General features: G+C 40.4%; 17 protein-coding genes and 2 pseudogenes. 7 read left to right on the top strand and 12 right to left on the bottom strand.

The annotated features are described in order from the left end of the window. Nucleotides 1-68: 68 nt before the first annotated feature. From H8716_RS12920 to H8716_RS12930, 3 genes are all read right to left on the bottom strand, one after another. The gene (locus H8716_RS12920) at nt 69-1,820 is read right to left on the bottom strand and encodes a recombinase family protein (protein ID WP_249309414.1); all 1,752 of its coding nucleotides are present in this window, start codon (nt 1,818-1,820) and stop codon (nt 69-71) included. A gap of 172 nt (nt 1,821-1,992) precedes the next feature. Beyond that, nucleotides 1,993-2,934: an Abi family protein gene (locus H8716_RS12925; RefSeq protein ID WP_249309415.1), complete on the bottom strand. Its 942-nt coding sequence runs from the start codon at nt 2,932-2,934 to the stop codon at nt 1,993-1,995. A gap of 136 nt (nt 2,935-3,070) precedes the next feature. Continuing rightward, the gene (locus tag H8716_RS12930; RefSeq protein WP_249309417.1) at nt 3,071-3,220 is read right to left on the bottom strand and encodes a hypothetical protein; all 150 of its coding nucleotides are present in this window, start codon (nt 3,218-3,220) and stop codon (nt 3,071-3,073) included. 251 nt (nt 3,221-3,471) lie between these two features. Between H8716_RS12930 and H8716_RS12935 the strand changes: the two are divergent. Further along, a pseudogene (locus tag H8716_RS12935) lies at nt 3,472-4,086 on the top strand (tetratricopeptide repeat protein); the annotation flags it as partial. 98 nt (nt 4,087-4,184) lie between these two features. Here the strand turns inward: H8716_RS12935 and H8716_RS12940 are convergent. From H8716_RS12940 to H8716_RS12955, 4 genes are read right to left on the bottom strand one after another with little or no spacing between them, the layout of a single operon-like run. Then, a complete protein-coding gene (locus H8716_RS12940; protein WP_249309420.1) occupies nt 4,185-5,375 on the bottom strand; it encodes an ABC-2 family transporter permease in 1,191 nt (396 codons plus the stop codon). Then, entirely contained in the window at nt 5,368-6,252 is an 885-nt protein-coding gene (locus tag H8716_RS12945; RefSeq protein ID WP_249309423.1) for an ABC transporter ATP-binding protein, read from the bottom strand. Before H8716_RS12945 ends, H8716_RS12940 begins: the two co-directional genes overlap by 8 nt. Next, complete coding sequence (locus tag H8716_RS12950; protein WP_072521456.1) at nt 6,236-7,015, bottom strand: hypothetical protein; 780 nt, start codon at nt 7,013-7,015, stop codon at nt 6,236-6,238. The genes H8716_RS12945 and H8716_RS12950 overlap by 17 nt, the downstream gene beginning before the upstream one ends. Then, complete coding sequence (locus tag H8716_RS12955; RefSeq protein WP_005335535.1) at nt 7,002-7,541, bottom strand: RNA polymerase sigma factor; 540 nt, start codon at nt 7,539-7,541, stop codon at nt 7,002-7,004. The genes H8716_RS12950 and H8716_RS12955 overlap by 14 nt, the downstream gene beginning before the upstream one ends. A gap of 486 nt (nt 7,542-8,027) precedes the next feature. Here H8716_RS12955 and H8716_RS17915 point away from each other — a divergent pair. From H8716_RS17915 to H8716_RS12980, 4 genes and pseudogenes are all read left to right on the top strand, one after another. Beyond that, nucleotides 8,028-8,126, top strand: a pseudogene (locus H8716_RS17915) (adenylate cyclase); the annotation flags it as partial. 202 nt (nt 8,127-8,328) lie between these two features. Continuing rightward, entirely contained in the window at nt 8,329-8,700 is a 372-nt protein-coding gene (locus tag H8716_RS12970; protein WP_118452358.1) for a GntR family transcriptional regulator, read from the top strand. A gap of 15 nt (nt 8,701-8,715) precedes the next feature. Next, nucleotides 8,716-9,579: an ABC transporter ATP-binding protein gene (locus H8716_RS12975; protein ID WP_249309425.1), complete on the top strand. Its 864-nt coding sequence runs from the start codon at nt 8,716-8,718 to the stop codon at nt 9,577-9,579. Next, complete coding sequence (locus tag H8716_RS12980) at nt 9,567-10,199, top strand: ABC-2 transporter permease (RefSeq protein WP_249309427.1); 633 nt, start codon at nt 9,567-9,569, stop codon at nt 10,197-10,199. Before H8716_RS12975 ends, H8716_RS12980 begins: the two co-directional genes overlap by 13 nt. Nucleotides 10,200-10,261: 62 nt before the next feature. Here H8716_RS12980 and H8716_RS12985 read toward each other — a convergent pair whose 3' ends face one another. From H8716_RS12985 to H8716_RS12995, 3 genes are read right to left on the bottom strand one after another with little or no spacing between them, the layout of a single operon-like run. Continuing rightward, nucleotides 10,262-10,633, bottom strand: coding sequence for a TnpV protein (locus tag H8716_RS12985; RefSeq protein WP_249309429.1), 372 nt, complete (start codon nt 10,631-10,633; stop codon nt 10,262-10,264). 31 nt (nt 10,634-10,664) lie between these two features. Next, entirely contained in the window at nt 10,665-12,302 is a 1,638-nt protein-coding gene (rlmD, locus tag H8716_RS12990) for a 23S rRNA (uracil(1939)-C(5))-methyltransferase RlmD (RefSeq protein WP_249309431.1), read from the bottom strand. Between the two features lie 14 nt (nt 12,303-12,316). Continuing rightward, nucleotides 12,317-13,264: a 3'-5' exoribonuclease YhaM family protein gene (locus H8716_RS12995; RefSeq protein ID WP_249309433.1), complete on the bottom strand. Its 948-nt coding sequence runs from the start codon at nt 13,262-13,264 to the stop codon at nt 12,317-12,319. A 249-nt stretch (nt 13,265-13,513) separates the two neighbouring features. Between H8716_RS12995 and H8716_RS13000 the strand changes: the two genes are divergently transcribed. Then, a complete protein-coding gene (locus H8716_RS13000; RefSeq protein WP_249309434.1) occupies nt 13,514-15,895 on the top strand; it encodes an endonuclease MutS2 in 2,382 nt (793 codons plus the stop codon). 73 nt (nt 15,896-15,968) lie between these two features. Continuing rightward, nucleotides 15,969-16,655 carry a response regulator transcription factor gene (locus tag H8716_RS13005; protein ID WP_249309506.1) on the top strand — a complete coding sequence of 229 codons (687 nt, stop codon included), beginning with the start codon at nt 15,969-15,971 and terminating at the stop codon, nt 16,653-16,655. 75 nt (nt 16,656-16,730) lie between these two features. On the opposite strand, the gene H8716_RS13010 is transcribed toward H8716_RS13005, so the two are convergent. After that, nucleotides 16,731-17,231 carry a tRNA (cytidine(34)-2'-O)-methyltransferase gene (locus tag H8716_RS13010; RefSeq protein WP_249309436.1) on the bottom strand — a complete coding sequence of 167 codons (501 nt, stop codon included), beginning with the start codon at nt 17,229-17,231 and terminating at the stop codon, nt 16,731-16,733. Nucleotides 17,232-17,248: 17 nt separating this feature from the next. Then, nucleotides 17,249-18,232, bottom strand: coding sequence for an AIR synthase-related protein (locus tag H8716_RS13015; protein WP_249309437.1), 984 nt, complete (start codon nt 18,230-18,232; stop codon nt 17,249-17,251). Nucleotides 18,233-18,240: the final 8 nt, after the last annotated feature.

Genomic DNA, 18,240 nt, shown 5'->3' on the forward strand with positions numbered 1-18,240 from the left:
TTATCTCCTCATAAGTAGCCTGTCTACGCTCCGCTTCGGTCCGCGCTGGGCAAAGGTCCCCTGGACCTTTAGCGCCTCTCAGCCGCCGTTAAATCCATCTCGTCCATGTCAAGTGTCACATTCACATGATGCTTCGCTTCGTGGAGTTTGGACAATAAACATACTGTCTCAACGGTACTTTCGTTGTCCCAACAAAGTTCCTGTATTTCCCTGTCTCCAAAATACACCGGGAAGCGGAACTTTATGTGCTTCAGGAATCTGCCATCTGGCTGCTCCTGCTCGTAAATGTCCACCTGTTCTACAAAACTGTTAAGAAATTCTTTCTTCTCCAGGTCGGTGAACTTATCATATAGTTTATCAAAATATAAAAGAAATTGATAGACGTTTTCTTCTGATATTTTCTGTTGCCGGATATTCAGCAGGCGATTCTTAACTTCTTCTATACTGTTCTCCACGCCTTCAATTTCATCATATAAACGATATAAGCGTGTCTCCATATCCTGATATTTCTTTTCATAAAATTTATCCATGATGTCCAGGCTGTCCATCTGCTGTCCAAGTCTTGCTTTTGCTCCGGTCAGCTGCCTGTGCTGTTTTTCCAGTCTTTCAATCTCTTTTTCTATTTCTTCTGTATCTATTCTTGAACCGATTTTATTCAGAATTGCTTCTTCAAATTTAGGATTCTTCACCAGCTTCCGAATAACTTCTTCCACTGCATTGTTAACCTTCTCCTCGCTCCATTGTTTACGATATCCACATTTATGACCATCTACCAGACGACGATGTTTGCAGGCATAATAGAAATAATCCTTATATAAGGTTCCGTCTTTCTTTTTCTTTCGGTTCACGTTCCCATACATACCGCTTCCACATAACGGGCATCTCAATATTCCAGATAAGATATGCTCATGATCGAGACTATGTGTCTTTTCATATTTCACACCTGTTTTTTCCCGTTTTTGATGAGCCAGCTCCCAGTCTGTTTCCGAAATAATCCCTTCATGGATACCATCGTGCAGCATATAATTTTCCTGCTTTACAATACGGTATTCATTTCTTGTACCAGATACTTTCTCGTTCTTCCTTCGTCCATAAGCCAGCTTTCCACAGTATACCGGATTATCCAGAACGCCTTTTATAAATGAAGCGGCAAATGCGTCCAAAGTGTTATTCTGTCGTTTTTTCTTTTTATATCCATGCTGGTTCAGCCATGCAGCAATCGCAGAGATTCCCATATTGGTATGAATAAATTTATCATAGATCAGACGAATAATCTCTGCTTCGTCTTCTGCGATCTGCAATTCTCCATTTACCAGCTCATAGCCATATGGAGCAAACCCACCGTTCCATTTTCCTTCCCTGGCTTTCTGCTTACGTCCTTCCATTGTCTGAACAAGGATATTCTCCCGTTCAATCTCTGCCACCGCAGACAGAACAGAAATCATCAGCTTTCCACTATCTTTTGAGCTGTCAATCCCATCTTCTACACAGATCAGATTCACTCCAAAATCCTGCATCCTCTGCAAAGAATTTAAAACATCTGCCGCATTACGACCGAATCTGGAAAGCTTAAACACCAATACAAACTGTACCTTATCTGTTCCATTCTCAATATTATCCAACATTCTCTGAAATTCCGGTCTGCCCTCTACGCTCTTTCCAGATTTACCTTCATCAGAATACTCATTTACGATTTCCATGTTCTGAAATTCCGCATAACTTTTCAGTTTTTCTTTCTGAGCATCCAGACTGTAGCCATCCACCTGCATGGTTGTGGATACTCTGGTATAGATATCACATTTTATCTTTTTATTCTTCATAATTTTCCTCGCAATATAATTCTGTTTTATTGTCCCAACTTTATTTCAGTACTCATTCCAACTATTTTCAATACTTATTTTCTTATTGACTCATTTCTTTGTCAATCCTATAATTAATACAAAAAATCCTCTAAGACAATAAGTGTTTCACTATCTCTTAGAGGATTTTTCTTTAATTTAAATGGTATCTGGTAATATTCTTCCAATTTTTCGGGAAACCCATTTTATTCAATAATTCAGTTTCGCTTATATGCTCTACCTCTCTGTTTACTCGGTCAATCTCTTTTATAAGCTTTCTTTTAAATTCCAGAAAATCTTTTCCAGGTAATAGATATCTAAAAGCAATCACCACAGCAAACAGATCCTGTTTTCCTTTTTCATACTGATTACCGCTCTGTGGTAATGAAAGTTTTTTATGAAGCGGTGTATCCGCAATAGCATCTACTGTTCTGTATGTAAACAGTCGTTCCCCATGGGCACATACATTCCTATACTTAGTGAGAACAGATAGAAACTGCTCCATCTGATGCTGATTCAAAGGTTCAAAGTTTTTTGATACTTTTGATTTTAAAGATTGAGGAAATACTCGGAACATTTTTGATAAGTTTCCAAACGTAAGTACATTTGCCAAAACCCATAATGGAATTTCACCATATGTCTTGCGGTAATAGTTGATATATGTATAATCTGTGGTCGTTGTTGCTCGTTTCAAGGTCGCTATCAACTTTACGATTGTTGCATGATTTCTTTTTGTATTATTATAATTATTAGCGTCCAGGTACTGCTTCTGCTCTGCTCCATACATTTCAGTAAAATAGTATGACATCAAAGAACGCATCTGTCGCTCAATCTGCAGTAAATATTTAAAGAACAACTCTCTAAGCTCTGCATCAAACTTATACAGACTGACTATTTCTTCAAAACTTGTTCCTGCTTTATATTTCTTTGTATTCGATATTCTAAAAAGATGTTTATATCCTCCCATAAGAGGAAAATATCCTATTTGCCGTAACATCTCTTCCGCATATTCTCTGTCTTTTATTCTTATTCCCTTTTCATCACTGATCCAGGAAACCTGGTCACTAAAAGAAGAGAATTTTTTCGGTGTCTGCATATCATTTCTCCTTAAAACAAAAGAGGGAGAGACCCGCAGGCTCTCCCCCGCCTGTAGGCTTCGCAAGTTTCTACAGAACGATCACTGAGCTTAGTATACGTCATTTTAAATGTCCTGTCAATACGCCAAAACATTCTTAGCCATACCCGCTCAGAAGTATTCTATGCTGTTTTTTCTTCCTTATTCTGTTTTTTTCCTCCAACTCCCGGAGGACTTCTTCGCCGTACTTATCAATCATCCGTACCAGAAAATCAATGCACCGCTCAAATTCAATATTCTGTTGCATAAGCTCCTCCTGTTATTGTTTTGATCTGAGCTTATTTTACAGAACCTGCCGGAAAACCACATTGAATAGAATTTGATTGTAAATTGACACAATCACTTTAAAAATATCCGCTTACTATTCCAAGCCATCCAATCAGGAAAAATTAGCTCATACTATCCACCAGAATCTTCTTCCACTGATGTCTGACTGTAATATGGCTATACAAGATATTTACACTTTATTCATTCAGGATGACAGCATCTCAGATGCGAAAAAGAAAAAGTATTGGCACCTACTCTGACCGGGCATTATTACTGGATTTTCAGGCAACTCTTGAAACCAAACCTGAAAAAGCAATAAAACTAGAAAAGGATGCACTTGCCCAGATAGAAACTATCACTGCTGACAATGCTCGCCTTGTTTCCAACCTTCATGCCAATCTCGGTGGACTTTACCGCATGAACGCTCATCCCGATCTTGCAAGAGAACACATGGAAAAAAGTATCTCACTGCTTGACCAATTTAACCTGCTTCATATAAATGACAGCATACCTCAGATTGCCAATTATGCAATGTTCCTGACAAAACAGCAGGAACCCGAAAGAGGAATCTCCGAATTACAAAAATTATCCGGCATCATCAAGGAATACCATTCCGATGACTGTCTGGATTATGCCAAAGTACAGGAAACCCTTGGAACCATTTATCTGATGACTGCCAATCTTCCGCAAGCCAAAACACATTTTAAAAGAGCTTTCAAAATATATGAAAAGATCTGGGCTGATGAACCAGAAATGCTTGAAGCAAAATATCGGGAGATTCAAGAGTTATATCCACAGATTGGATTTTCCATTGGAAAAACTCTATCCGGTCTTTTAACAAAATAAGTACAATTTACGGCGGGCAACTTGCCCGCCGTAAATCTTTAAATTATGCTTTGATTTTCCAGAAAATACTTTGTTTTTCATGAGTATGAATACAATTTTTACTTATTTCCGTATCTGCGAAAACTCTTATAAATAAAAAGCAGTAAGGCTATTGCCATCACTGTATACATTACCATTACAAGCGGAATTTGTCGAAATACACAATTCCCAATCTGATAAATAAGTGGGACTTTTACACTTGCCTGTACATTTGTCAAAATTGTTGGTACCAAATTGAAAAGCGTTGTATACCCAGAAAGTGCCCGTCCTATAAATGGCAATAAGCAATATAAAAAGAACGGAATGCAAACAGCGACACTAATTGTATGCATTTTAGCCGCTACTAACATAGACACTGAAGCCGCCAGCATACTGGCTATAAATCCACATACAACTGTCAACAAATAGTATTGTCCATATGACATAATGTAAATACTATATGCCTGATACATTTGATAGGGTGTATTCATACCACTGGTTCCCATAATTCCAAAACAAATCACACTAAGTAATATAATTCCCATACAATAAATCATAACTGTCGTAGCTATTCCTGCCAGTATTTTTGTTTTAACAGCTTTTGTACGTCCATACTTTGTAGAGAAAAATACTGCATCTGCTTTTGTCTGAAAATCATCTGCAAATATTCCAGCACAAATAAAACCAACTATGATTGCCAGAATAATGGAATACGTTTCTACATACATAATCATAGTATCCCACGAACTATAAGATTCGTATTCTACTGGTAATTTTATTTCATTATATTTCTTTTCCAAGTATTTTTTCTGAACAGAAGTCTTTCCATATTCTTCTGCCATCTTTTCCATATTTTTATGATAAGTGTCATAGAACTCTTGTATATTTTCTTCTGTAATTTGATTTAGAACACTTTCATCATATTCTGCATCCGGTGTTAATACCGATATTATAAAACCCCTAATATCATCTATCGGTTGTAATGTCGTTCCATAAATCGCATTTTCTTCTGAGGATTGTGTCACCGCATTTTTATTTTGTTCTATAACCTTTCCAAGTTCATCTTCTGTCAATGTACCTTTCCATGCTCGTCTGTTATCTGTAAGTTTTCTTGTTGCCATAATTCCAGTACTAGCATTTCCATTCTCATCCACATAGCGATTACTTGTAACTGCAAATCCGCAAAAAATGACAGCAAGTATCAATGCCAATCCGATTGCAAATACATTAATTTTCTTTGAAAAAATTCGTTTTAATTCTAATTTAAGCATCTTGTTTTTCCTCCGATTTTTCTCCAAAATAAAATAGAAATGCATCTTCCAGATTTTTTTCTACAGCCACAGCATCTTCTGTTGGCTTTTCTATTGAAATAATTCTAAGCTCTGCTCCGGTTTTTGTTGTTTTTATATTTCCAACCAAATATTCATTCATATATTTGTCTATCATACTTCTCGAAACATTACATTGCCATACCTTTTCTTTCATAGAAGATACTAAATCTTCCGCAGTACCTGCATAAAAAAGTTCTCCATCTTTCATTAACATAATGTTATTCGCAATGTACTCAATATCCGATACAATATGTGTAGACAAGAGCACCAAACGTTCTTCCGACAATTCACTAATTAAATTACGAAAACGTATTCTTTCATTCGGGTCTAATCCAGCGGTAGGTTCGTCCAGGACAAGAATTTGCGGATCGTTTAACATCGCCTGTGCTATTCCTACACGTCTAACCATTCCTCCAGACAAATTCTTCATTTTTCTTTTACTAAATTTTTCCATTCCTACTTGATTTAATAATTGCTTCACTTTTTTTCTGGCAAACGACATTTTTAACCCTTTTATAGAAGAAATGTACATCATATAATCATATACGGTCAAATCTGGATAATATCCAAAATCCTGTGGTAAATATCCCAGAACGTCTCGGTATTCACCTCCTAGTTTCCATATATCTTTACCATTCCATAATATTTGTCCTTCTGATGGTTGAACAATCGTACAAAGCATACGCATTAATGTGGTCTTTCCTGCTCCATTTACTCCAAGCAGTCCATAAATTCCTTTTTCCATAACACAATTCACTTTATTAACAGCATTTACTTCTCCGTATTGTTTTGTTACATTTTTAAATTCTAATTTCATACGTGTAATCCTCCAAAATTTTTTCATCAAATACTAATGACTTCTGAACACAAAAAACAAAATATACAAAAGTCAATATCAGCATAGCCACCCATACCGGAGTTACAATTTTCTGATAAATAACATCATTTGCAACAATCATCATCCATAAACCAACCCATACCAGACAGGAAAGCACTGCTATATATTCTGATTTTTCCCATCTGCTGTACAATACACGAAAACATATACAACATGAAACATTTACTGGAAGCAAAAAATTAACCACCAAATCACTTAACGAGAGTATTGTTGTTTGATATGTAATTGCCAAAAACACCATAACAATCACCAGATCCACTACTCCAAACATTAACATTCTTGCTGTACAAATCTGACGCAGTGTGTAATAAGACGCCTGCTCAATTTCAATCGCACCATTTCTTCTGTTTTTCCAAATTTCCGGGACAATCAGAACCACAAATATTGTGGCAGATATTCCCATAATCCTCATCATATCTTTTATGTCTGACGTATAATTACTCAACCATATCCATAGACACATAAGAATACAACCTTGTAAAATCCACCATCTTTTTTTTATGAATTTTGTCTGCTCATACAAAAATTCAAAATAAGATGTTCTATGCGATTGTTTCGATAAAATTGACTCTGACAAAATATTCTGACATGCTTTTACTGTTCTGTTTTCTGCTTCAATCCTTACATATTTTTTTTCAATCTCCTCTTTATATTCCTTTATTTGTTGCTTATATTTCATCATAGTTTTTCACCTCCAACTCTTTCATCAAAAGTTCTTTTGCTCTTCCAATTCGATATTTTACAAGCGAAAGTTTTATATGAAGTAATTCTGCAATTTCCCTTTGTTTCAATTCTTGAAAAAAATATAAAACTGCCGTTTCTCTAATTTCTTCCGGTAACTTTCTCACTGCCTGTTCAATAGTTAATCGGACTCCTAGCTCTTCTACATGATTTTTACTACAGTCCTCTGATTTTAGCAGTTCCTCTGATGGAATATCTTTTTTCTTTTTGTAATAATTTTTAACGGTATTTCCGGCAATTGTATAAAGATAATTCTTAACTTTTCCATATTCTTTATATCTATATAAATTGGAAAAGAAACGTGTAAATACTTCTTGTGTCAAATCCTCTGCCTCATAGGGATCATTGATATGTAGCAAACAATATTGATATATACTTGAGTAATATTTTTTGACCAGTTTTTCACAAGCATCTTCATCTCCTGCTCTTGCTAGATGTACTAACAAAGAATCAGTTTTGTATTCCATTCGCAAATTTGCCTCCCTCTGTTTTCTAAATAATATAACAATCCTACTATAAAAAAAGTTAGGATTTTCTTTTGTTTTTATTTATATTTTTCTAAATATTCTTCCAAACATAAATTTTCTTCTTTCATTATTTTAGCGACAGTCGTTCCAACATAACGGTAATGCCATGGTTCATTACTAATTCCTGTTATATACTCGTAAAATATTCTTTCTTCTACGATTGCTGTATCTTCTTTTGTTCATTTTCTCTCCCACACTTTCATTATCAAAATATTTCTACTTTTAATATAATTAACAACCAAAACGACAAAAGAGTTAGTATCTAAACTTATTTATCAATAAAAAGTTTATTTTTTCTCAATTCCAGCTCAATTTCCCCTCAATGCCTTTTTCCTCCGATTTTCGTATGCTTATCCCACAGCAGAGCAGTACCACACCGGTACGACCTGCTGAATCAATCAATACGAAAAAAGGAGGGGATAAACCATGCAGAACAATATCTGCAACACAAACCTGCGTTTTAATCTGGACAAAGAACAGCAACGGAGAGCCTGGGAATATTTACAGACGATGGACAGGCAGGAAATGTATCTGCTTTGACTTTTCCATATGACAGATATAAAAACAGCAGTTAGGCATTTTGTTTGATTAACAACGATTTAATTAAAATATTTTCCAACCTCTAAAACATCAAAAAATCCTATTGACGTTACTACATAAAACACCTATACTGTACTTATCGAATAAGTACGATTATTACGATAAGTACACACAGTGAGGTGAGAAAGTGGAGATTATCATAAGTAATAGCAGTGATAAGCCTATCTACGAACAAATCTGTATGCAAGTAAAAAGTTTTATTATGGACGGCACATTATCCGCTGGCGAAGCGCTACCTTCTATGAGAGCTTTAGCAAAAGATTTGCATATAAGTGTTATTACCGTTCAGAGAGCATACGAGGATTTAACAAGAGATGGATTTATAGAAACTGTATCTGGAAAAGGCAGTTTTGTAGCATCACAGAATAGGGAATTTATTCAAGAGGAACAGTTACGAATTGCTGAAGAACTTTTACAAAAAGTCGCAGAAATTGGTCGATCACATGGCATTAGTCTTGAGCAAATGACGAATATCCTAAAACTATTTTACGAGGAATAACGAGAGGTGACAGGTATGGATAACAACATTTTGGTGCAGAATTTATGCAAGCAATTTGAAGATTTTTCTTTGGACAATGTTTCGTTCAAAGTCCCTAAAGGCAGGATTGTAGGCTTTATTGGCGAGAATGGTGCAGGAAAAAGCACTACTATCAATCTGATATTAAATGAACTAAACAAAGATAGCGGACAGATACAAGTCTTTGGAATAGACCATACAATTCCAACTGTCAAAGAAAATATTGGCGTTGTTTTTGATGAATGTAATTTTCATGATGTGTTTACAACCGCAGATATTGAAAAAATCTTGAAAGGAGTTTATAAGACATGGGATAGTGACCTTTTCTCGCGATACTTGAAAAAATTCAAAATCCCGACCAAGAAAACGATTGGCACATTTTCTAAAGGCATGAAAATGAAGTTGTCTATCATTTGTGCTATAGCACATAGACCTAAACTGTTGATTTTGGACGAAGCAACAACAGGTCTCGATCCCGTTGTGCGTGATGAAGTATTAGACCTATTTTTGGAATTTATCCAAGATGAAGATTGCTCTATCTTCTTTTCGTCGCATATTACTTCGGACATACAAAAAATTGCAGACTATGTGATTTTAATTCATCGGGGCAAAATTGTTTTTGAGGAACAAAAGGACAATCTTGTTTACAATTATGGTGTATCCAAGTGTGGAAAAGAAAAATTTGCACAGTTTTCCGCTGATGATTATATCATACACCGAACTACAAATATGAGCGTGGAGTGTCTTGTCCGTGACAAGGAAGTGTTCAAAAAGAAATATAAGAATATTATTGTGGATAATGCCACATTAGAAGATATTATGCTTTTCTATGTGAAAGGAGGTACATCATGCGAGGATTGATTTATAAAGATACATCCATTTTCTTCAAAAGCATTGACAAGAAACTTATTCTGATTGCAGTAGCGGCTATTGTTCTGCTTATCTTCAACGCAGGAATTTATGCTGGCTTATTTGCTTCTGTTATGTTTGCAATGACAATCGGTATGCAAAATATTATGAGTTTCGCAAGTGATGAAAAGGCGAGCTGGAAAAAATATCAATTAACTATGCCGATAAGCAGTTTTACTGTTGTTGCGAGTAAATATGTTTCCGTACTATATACTGTTGCAATCAGCATTTTAGGCAGTATTGCGTTCAACGGTTTATCCAGTGTGATTTTTCAAAACTTTGATATGCTTATCTGGCTATTTTCGATTGTTGCAGCAGTTATTATCCCATTGATATGGACAGGAATTTGCTTGCCATTAACTTATTGGTTTGGTTTTCGTTCTGCACAAACTATGGGATTGATTGTGGTAATCCCCATGTTTTACTTTGTAAAATATTTTGAAGATGGACCGGGAATATCTGCAATGTTGAACTCTGCTTACTCATATATGATAGTTGCCGCTATTGTTTCAGTAATAATTTTCGGAATTTCATTAGTAGTAAGTACCATTGGATATAGCCAAAAGAATTAGAAAAGAAATATCCATAAATAATCAATCAAAGGGCGACAGTCAAAATGCTGCCGCCCTCTTTTTTAAGTATAAATCAATTCTTTTAACACAATCTCTTCTGCTGCATTTTGGATATTATTTACAGCTCCACCCCATGCCATCTGATCACGAGCTTTCAATTCTTCCGTAATGCCCTGCTGCTCCATCATCTGACGCATCAGAATATCCATTCGCTCCTGCGCTTCATCGTCCACCGCATTCAGATGTTCTGTCAATCTGTCTTCCAACATATACAGAGAATACATTGCCGGACGATGCTCTTTCAGATACGTTTTCCGCATCATTCCATATTTCCCATAATGCGGTTCTTCATCTGTACTGACAAGATTCGGATAGTAAATTCCGTCTGCTCCCAGTGTGTAGGTTCCACCCATTTTTTCAAATGTGCTTTTCATGTGTTATTCCTCCTTGAAATCAGCGATATCCTTAAATCATCGCAAAATATTTCAGGGCAGCCTTGATAGCATCTTCTTTCTCTTTCGGACACTGTGGCACTTTTGGATTTTCTGTCTTTGGCAGATTATAGTTCTCTCCTACTTCGATTCCACATTTCCTTTTGATTTGAGAAATATATAAATTTGAAACCTTCAAGCCAAATTCTTTCAGCACATAATCTTTGATTTCCTGATAGGTCGCTTTCGTCTCTGCACTGGTTGCATCCAGCTCATCTAAGTCTAAGTCGATCTCTATCGTGTCATCTGGTTTTTGTTGGGACAAAAGAACAACCGTCTCAACATGCACACTCATCGGGAACTGGTCAACCGCTCTGCAGCGTTCCAGCTTATACCCCTGACTACACAGGAACTTCAGATCTCTTGCCAGTGTTGCGCTGTCGCAGCTTACATAGACCACTCTCTTCGGGGCGATCTGCAGAATGGTGGACAGAAGTGCCTCGTCGCAGCCTTTTCTTGGCGGATCAACTACGATTACATCTGCAAAAGCACCTTCATCCCTGTATTTCTGTGGCAGAATTTCTTCGGACTTTCCTACGTAAAATTCTGCATTGGTGATGCCATTGATTCTGGCATTGTTCCTTGCATCATCGATAGCCTGTGGAATAATCTCTACACCATAGACCTGTTTTGCTTTCTGTGCCAGGAAGAGAGAAATGGTTCCAATCCCGCAGTACAGATCCCAGACGGTCTCCTCTCCCTTCAGATCTGCATATTCCAGTGCCAGACTATACAGTTTTTCCGTCTGCACAGGATTTACCTGAAAGAAAGACAACGGAGAAATCTGATATTTTACGTTGCCGATATAATCTTCGATATAGCTTTGTCCCCACAGGGTCTTCACTTTGTTTCCCAAAATGACATTGGTCTTCTCCCGGTTGATATTCAGAGAAATACTGGTCATGCCCGGAACATGGCTCAGTGTCTCACACAACACTTCCGTATACGGGATCTGGGCACCGTTGCACACCAGACAGACCATGATCTCTTTTGTAGTAAAGCCATAACGGATCAACACATGGCGCATCAGCCCTTTCCCGGTCACTTCATCATATGGATCGATATCATACTGCTCCATATGTGCGATCACGATATCCAGAATCTCCCTATTCTCTTCCACGCCAAGGTAACAGTTCCGGTTGCTGATAATGCTGTGGGTTCTGCCTGCATAAAATCCTGCCACAATGTTCCCATTCTTATCTCTCCCAATGGGAAACTGTGCCTTATTGCGGTATCTCCAAGGATCGTCCATACCCACTACCGGTTCCATAGGGATCTCTTTTTCTGCAAATCCACCGATCCGCATCAGATTATTTTTCACTTTATTTTCCTTAAAGGCAAGCTGCTCTGCGTAGTCCATCTCCTGAATCTGGCATCCTCCGCACTGCTTCGCCACCGGACATTTCGGCGTCACACGATAAGGGGACGGCTGCAGTACTTTCATCAGTCTGGCAAAACCATAAGTCTTTTTCATCTTCATCACTTTTGCTTCTACCAAATCGCCAATGATGGTATCCTTCACAAAAAGTGTCATGCCGTCTACTTTTCCGATTCCCTGTCCGTCCGAACCGATATCTTCTATCTGTACCTGTAACAAATCGTCTTTTTTCATCTTCACTCCGCTAGTTATTCATTACTGCTTTTTCGCAGATTACTTTCAAACAGTCTGTTATATCCAAGCCATCCGTCATTGTCCTTCGCAGATTTTAATACCTCACGGAAGGATTCCAGCCTGGCATCGGTATTGTCTGCCAGATTTAGCGCAACTGCTTCCATCAGAGCCGGCTTCTTCGGGGAACCATATTCCAGTTCTCCGTGATGCGCCAGAATGCAGTGGCACAGTTCACTGGACAGCTTTTTCGGGAATTCCGGAATTCGACGGATGCTTGCACGGATCAGCTCAGTTCCCATATAGATATGTCCCAGAAGCTGACCATCATCTGTATAATCATTTTCCGGAAAAGTAGACAGTTCCTTCATCTTTCCCACATCATGAAATGCTGCTGCCGTCAACAGGAGATCACGGTTCATCTCCGGATAGCAGGTGCAATAATAATCACAGAATTTTACCACGCTTAAGGTATGCTCCAAAAGGCCACCCACAAATCCATGATGAACAGACTTGGCTGCAGAATGGAACTTAAATGCTTTTTCAAACGATTCATTATTGCGGAAATACATGTCATTTAACTGGGTCAGATACGGATTCTTCACCGTTGCCAGAATATTCAGCAGCTCCTGATACATCACATCTACATCCTTTTCTGTCACAGGGAGATAGTCAGCCGGATCATATTCCCCTTCCTGTGCCTTGCGTACCCGCTTGATGGATACCTGCAGGGAACCCTGGAAATTGCTCACATCTCCTACTACATCGATATAATCCAATACATCAAAATCATCGATACCACTGGAATTCGGATCCCAGATCTTGGCATCGATGGTGCCTGTTCTGTCCTGTAAAATTACATTCTCATAGGACTTTCCATTCTTTGTCACAGCTGCCTGTCTGTGCTTACAAAGATAAATATCATTGATACGGTCTCCCTCATGGAGCTGTCCGATAAACTTCATACTATTCCTCTTTTCATTCTTTCTGTCTATTATAAATGATACCTTGCGGATTGCTACATGCTGCGCACTCTCGCAATCCTCCTCACGATATTCGTATATCGTGGTGGGTCATAAAACCACTCCTGTGCAAGCACATCGTAGTTTCAGACTTTTGACTCTGGTATCATTTATCTTACAACATCTTCTATGGGAATTTCAATGTTTTTGTGGTATACTTAACACACCAAATAATTGTTTTAGGAGATTTACATGAACAGCAAGGTTTTTAAAACTTTAGAATATGAAAAAATCATTGAGCAGCTGGTGAATTGTGCCGGTTCTCTCCTTGGAAAGGAATTGTGTAAGAACCTGGTTCCTTCCTCAGATATTGAAGAAATCCGCACCATGCAGCATGAAACTTCCCTGGCACTGGCAAGAATCTATCAGAAGGGCAGCCTGTCCTTTTCCGGTGTCCGAGATATCCGCGGTTCTCTGAAGCGTCTGGAGGTGGGCAGCATCCTCAGTACACAGGAGCTGCTTCACATCAGCAAAATGTTGGATGTATGTAGCCGTGCCAAGTCTTATGACCGTAAGGATAACGATGAGACAGAACCCGATGCACTGGATGTGATGTTTCAGGCACTGCAGCCACTGGCACCTCTTGCTGGTGAGATCCGCCGCTGCATCTTATCCGAAGATGAGATCAGTGACGATGCCAGTCCTGCATTGAAGAGTATCCGCCGCTCCATCGGCCAGATGAATGACAAAGTCCATGCACAGCTGAATTCCATGGTGAATGGCTCTGCCCGGACTTATCTGCAGGATGCGGTAATCACCATGCGAAACGGCCGCTACTGTCTTCCGGTAAAAGCAGAATACCGTGGTCAGGTACAGGGTATGATTCATGACCAGTCCTCCACTGGTTCTACTTTATTTATTGAGCCAATGGCTGTGTTGAAGCTGAACAATGAACTACATGAGCTGGAGCTGCGTGAGGAAAAAGAAATAGAAGTGATTCTGTCCACCCTGAGCAGCCGTGCCGCTGCTGAACTGGAACCTCTGGAGACAAATCTGGAGCTTCTGACCCGTCTGGACTTTATTTTTGCTCGCGCTCAGCTTTCCCGCTCTTACAACGGAAGTGAACCGGTATTTAACCAGAAGGGCATTATTAATATCAAAAAAGGCCGTCATCCTCTTCTGGATAAGAAAAAAGCTGTACCGATCGACATCCGTCTGGGAAAAGAATTCGAGCTTCTGATTATCACCGGACCAAATACCGGTGGTAAAACCGTTTCTCTGAAGACTGTGGGACTTTTCACTCTGATGGGACAATCCGGTCTTCATATTCCGGCGTTTGACCAGTCTGAGCTGTCCGTATTTGACGAGGTCTTTGCCGATATCGGAGATGAACAAAGCATTGAGCAGAGTCTCAGTACCTTCTCTTCCCACATGACCAATATTGTAAATATTCTGGCAAAAGCCACACCACACTCTCTGGTTCTATTTGATGAGCTGTGTGCCGGTACAGACCCGACAGAAGGTGCCGCTCTTGCCATTGCGATTTTATCCAATCTGCACCGCCAGGGTATCCGTACCATGGCGACCACACACTACAGTGAACTGAAGGTCTTCGCCCTGACGACACCGGGAGTGGAAAACGGCTGCTGTGAGTTCAACGTAGAGACACTGAGCCCGACCTATCATCTGCTCATCGGTATTCCGGGAAAAAGTAATGCTTTCGCAATCTCCTCTAAGCTGGGGCTGGATGATTACATTATTGAAGAAGCCAAAGGCAACTTAAGCCAGCAGGATGAAGACTTCGAATCTCTCCTTGCTGATCTGGAAAACAGCCGTGTTACCATCGCAAAAGAGCAGGATGAGATCAATCATTACAAACAGGAGATCGAGCAGTTGAAGAACCGTCTGGAACACAAACAGGAGTCTCTGGATGCCAGCCGTGAAAAGATTCTGCGGGATGCCAATGAACAGGCGCATAAAATCCTGCGGGATGCGAAAGAATATGCCGATACTACAATTAAGAACTTTAACAAGTTCGGAAAAGCCAGCATTGATTCCCGTGCTATGGAACAGGAACGTAACCGTCTCCGTGAAAAGATGTCTTCCGTGGAGAAGAATCTGACCATCAAACCGACGAAAAAAACAGCCTCATCCAAACAGTTACAGGCAAAGGATATCCACCTGGGTGACAGCGTCCGTGTGCTCAGCATGAACCTGAAGGGCACGGTCAGCTCCCTTCCAAATGCCAAAGGAGATCTCTTTGTACAGATGGGTATTATGCGTTCTCAGGTAAACTTACGCGACCTGGAACTGATTCCCGATGTGGAGACGGTTAATCCAAGAACGACCCGCACCGGAACCGGTAAGATCAAGATGTCTAAGTCTGCTTCTGTCAGCACTGAGATCAATCTTCTGGGTAAAACCGTGGATGAAGCGCTTGCAGAACTGGACAAGTATCTGGATGACGCCTATCTCTCCCATATGCCAAGTGTCCGTGTGGTACACGGAAAAGGAACCGGAGCCCTGCGAAAAGCAGTGCAGAACTATCTGCGTAGGCAAAAACACGTTGCCTCCTACCGCCTGGGAGAATTCGGTGAAGGCGATGCCGGGGTTACCATTGTAACGTTTAAATAGCATTTCAAACCGTAAGATTACAGCCAATGTTTTTTACAGCACAGAAAGGATTCTTACATTGAAACAGAAAATCATGATTATCGAAGACAATATGATCACAGCCAAACAGGTATCCGCTTTTCTGAATAACGACGGATATGAGACGAAGGTTTATCTGGACGGAGAATCTGCCCTGGCAGATTTCCAGTCTTATCTGCCCCATCTGGTTCTGCTGGACTACTTCCTGCCGGGAATGAACGCTCCGGATGTGTGTGCCGGTCTTCGTAAGCTTTCACTTACACCGATCATTGTCCTCTCCGCTAACACCAGGACGCAGGATAAGATCCAGATGCTGGAACTGGGCGCCGATGACTATGTGGAAAAGCCTTTTGACCAGGGGGAATTAAAGGCGCGCATTCATGCCGTCCTGCGCCGCTACCATCCAGAGATGAATTATGACGCACCGGATGATGCCGTGGGTGATTATGTGGAATATCCTGGACTTTTTATCAGCCAGACCAGCTATACTGTCCGTCTGGACGGAGAACCTCTTACCCTTCCGCCTAAAGAACTGGAACTTCTCTATTGTCTGGCATCTTCCCCCAACCGGGTCTTTACCAGAGAACAGCTTCTGGATTATGTCTGGGGCTACGACTATCTGGGTGACCCCCGTACCGTAGATGTGCATATTAAGCGACTTCGCGAAAAAATAAAAGACCATGAAACATGGTCTTTATCCACCGTCTGGGGTGTTGGCTATAAATTTGCCGTTACCACATGAGATGATTACAGTGTCACAAGGTCTGAGCCCGCCTGTACTTGCATAATGGTGAGGAATGACCTTGGGGCGTTTTGACTATTTCCAGTCATATTTTGTCAGATGTCCTTCTAACTGCATCTGGGAAAACTGATTCTGACGCAATGCTTCATACAGAACAATTGCTACAGAATTCCCCAGATTCAGGGAGCGAATCTCTTCCATCATAGGAATCCGTACCGCAGTCTCCTGATTCTCCAGAAGGATTTCTTCCGGAATTCCGCCACTTTCTTTTCCAAACATAATATAGCAGTCCGGTTCATACTGCACTTCTGTATAACATCTCGGTGCCTTGGTACTTGCCATATAGATCTTAGCTCCCGGATTCTTTGCCAGAAAATCCTCATAATTAATATATCTGGTCACATCCAGGTGCTCCCAGTAATCCATGCCGGCACGTTTCACAGACTTTTCATTCAGACGAAAGCCCAGCGGCTCAATCAGATGCAGTCTGGTTCCCGTTGCCACGCAGGTTCTTCCGATATTTCCTGTATTTGCCGGAATCTCCGGCTCAAATAACACAATATTCAGCTTTGCCATCTTCTTCTCTTCCTCCGTCAGAATTTTAGCTTCTCAATCTCATCCTGCGCAGGTTTGTCGAGAAAACGCATCTCTTCTCCATTCCGCAGAACTTTTTCTTTCTTTGCTGTTGTTCTTCCAATCACTTTTGCACAGATCCCGGATGCTTCCAGATGGTCTGTAACCTTCTGTCCATCCGGTACTGCCATAAGGATGCATCCGCCACTCAGGAGCTGATACGGATTCCAGCCATAGATCTCACAGATTTCGATTGTCTCCTGCCGGATCGGAATCTTACGAAGATCCGCATCCATGCCGGTTCCATTACTCTCCAGGAACTCCCACAGTGCTCCAAACACACCGCCCTGGGATACATCATGCATTGCTGCAGCTCCACATTCCCAGCCGATTCTGACAGCCTCCTGCCTGCACAGATCCCTGTCAAACTCCATGGCATTCTCAACCAGTTCCAACGGAAATCTTTTCTTCAACTCTTCTTCTTTTTCCCTTGCCAGTAATGCTGTTCCTTCCATACCAGGGAAGCCTGCCATTACCAGTTCCAGATCTGTCCTCACATCTGCCGTCCTGTGAAACTCTTTTAAGGCAAATCCCTGTGCTGTTACGGTGATCACCGGCTGCTGTACTGCTGCCGATACTTCTGTATGTCCACCTGCCAGCTGAACCCCGCATTCCTGGCAAGCAGCATCTGCGCTGTCCATAACTGCCCGCAGGCAGTCTTCTTCTCTGTCTTCCGGAAGCATCACTGCCAGCATCACAGAAACCGCTTCTGCTCCTGCACAGCAAAGATTATTCACGCCGTCTATGACTGCATATCTTATTTTCTCCATGCGTTCTGCTGTGAAAGTCTGTGTATGCATGACTGTAAATGTGCTTCCCTCTGAGCGGATAATGGCGCAGTCCTGACCGACTGCCGGTCCCTGCGCCACTTCCTCTCTTCTGGACTTACATCTTTTCAAAACAGAACGCTTTAATACATTCTCTGATATCTTGCCAGTTCTCATTTATTTAC

The organism is Jingyaoa shaoxingensis, from assembly GCF_014385005.1.
In the GTDB taxonomy this organism is placed as follows: domain Bacteria; phylum Bacillota; class Clostridia; order Lachnospirales; family Lachnospiraceae; genus Marvinbryantia; species Marvinbryantia shaoxingensis.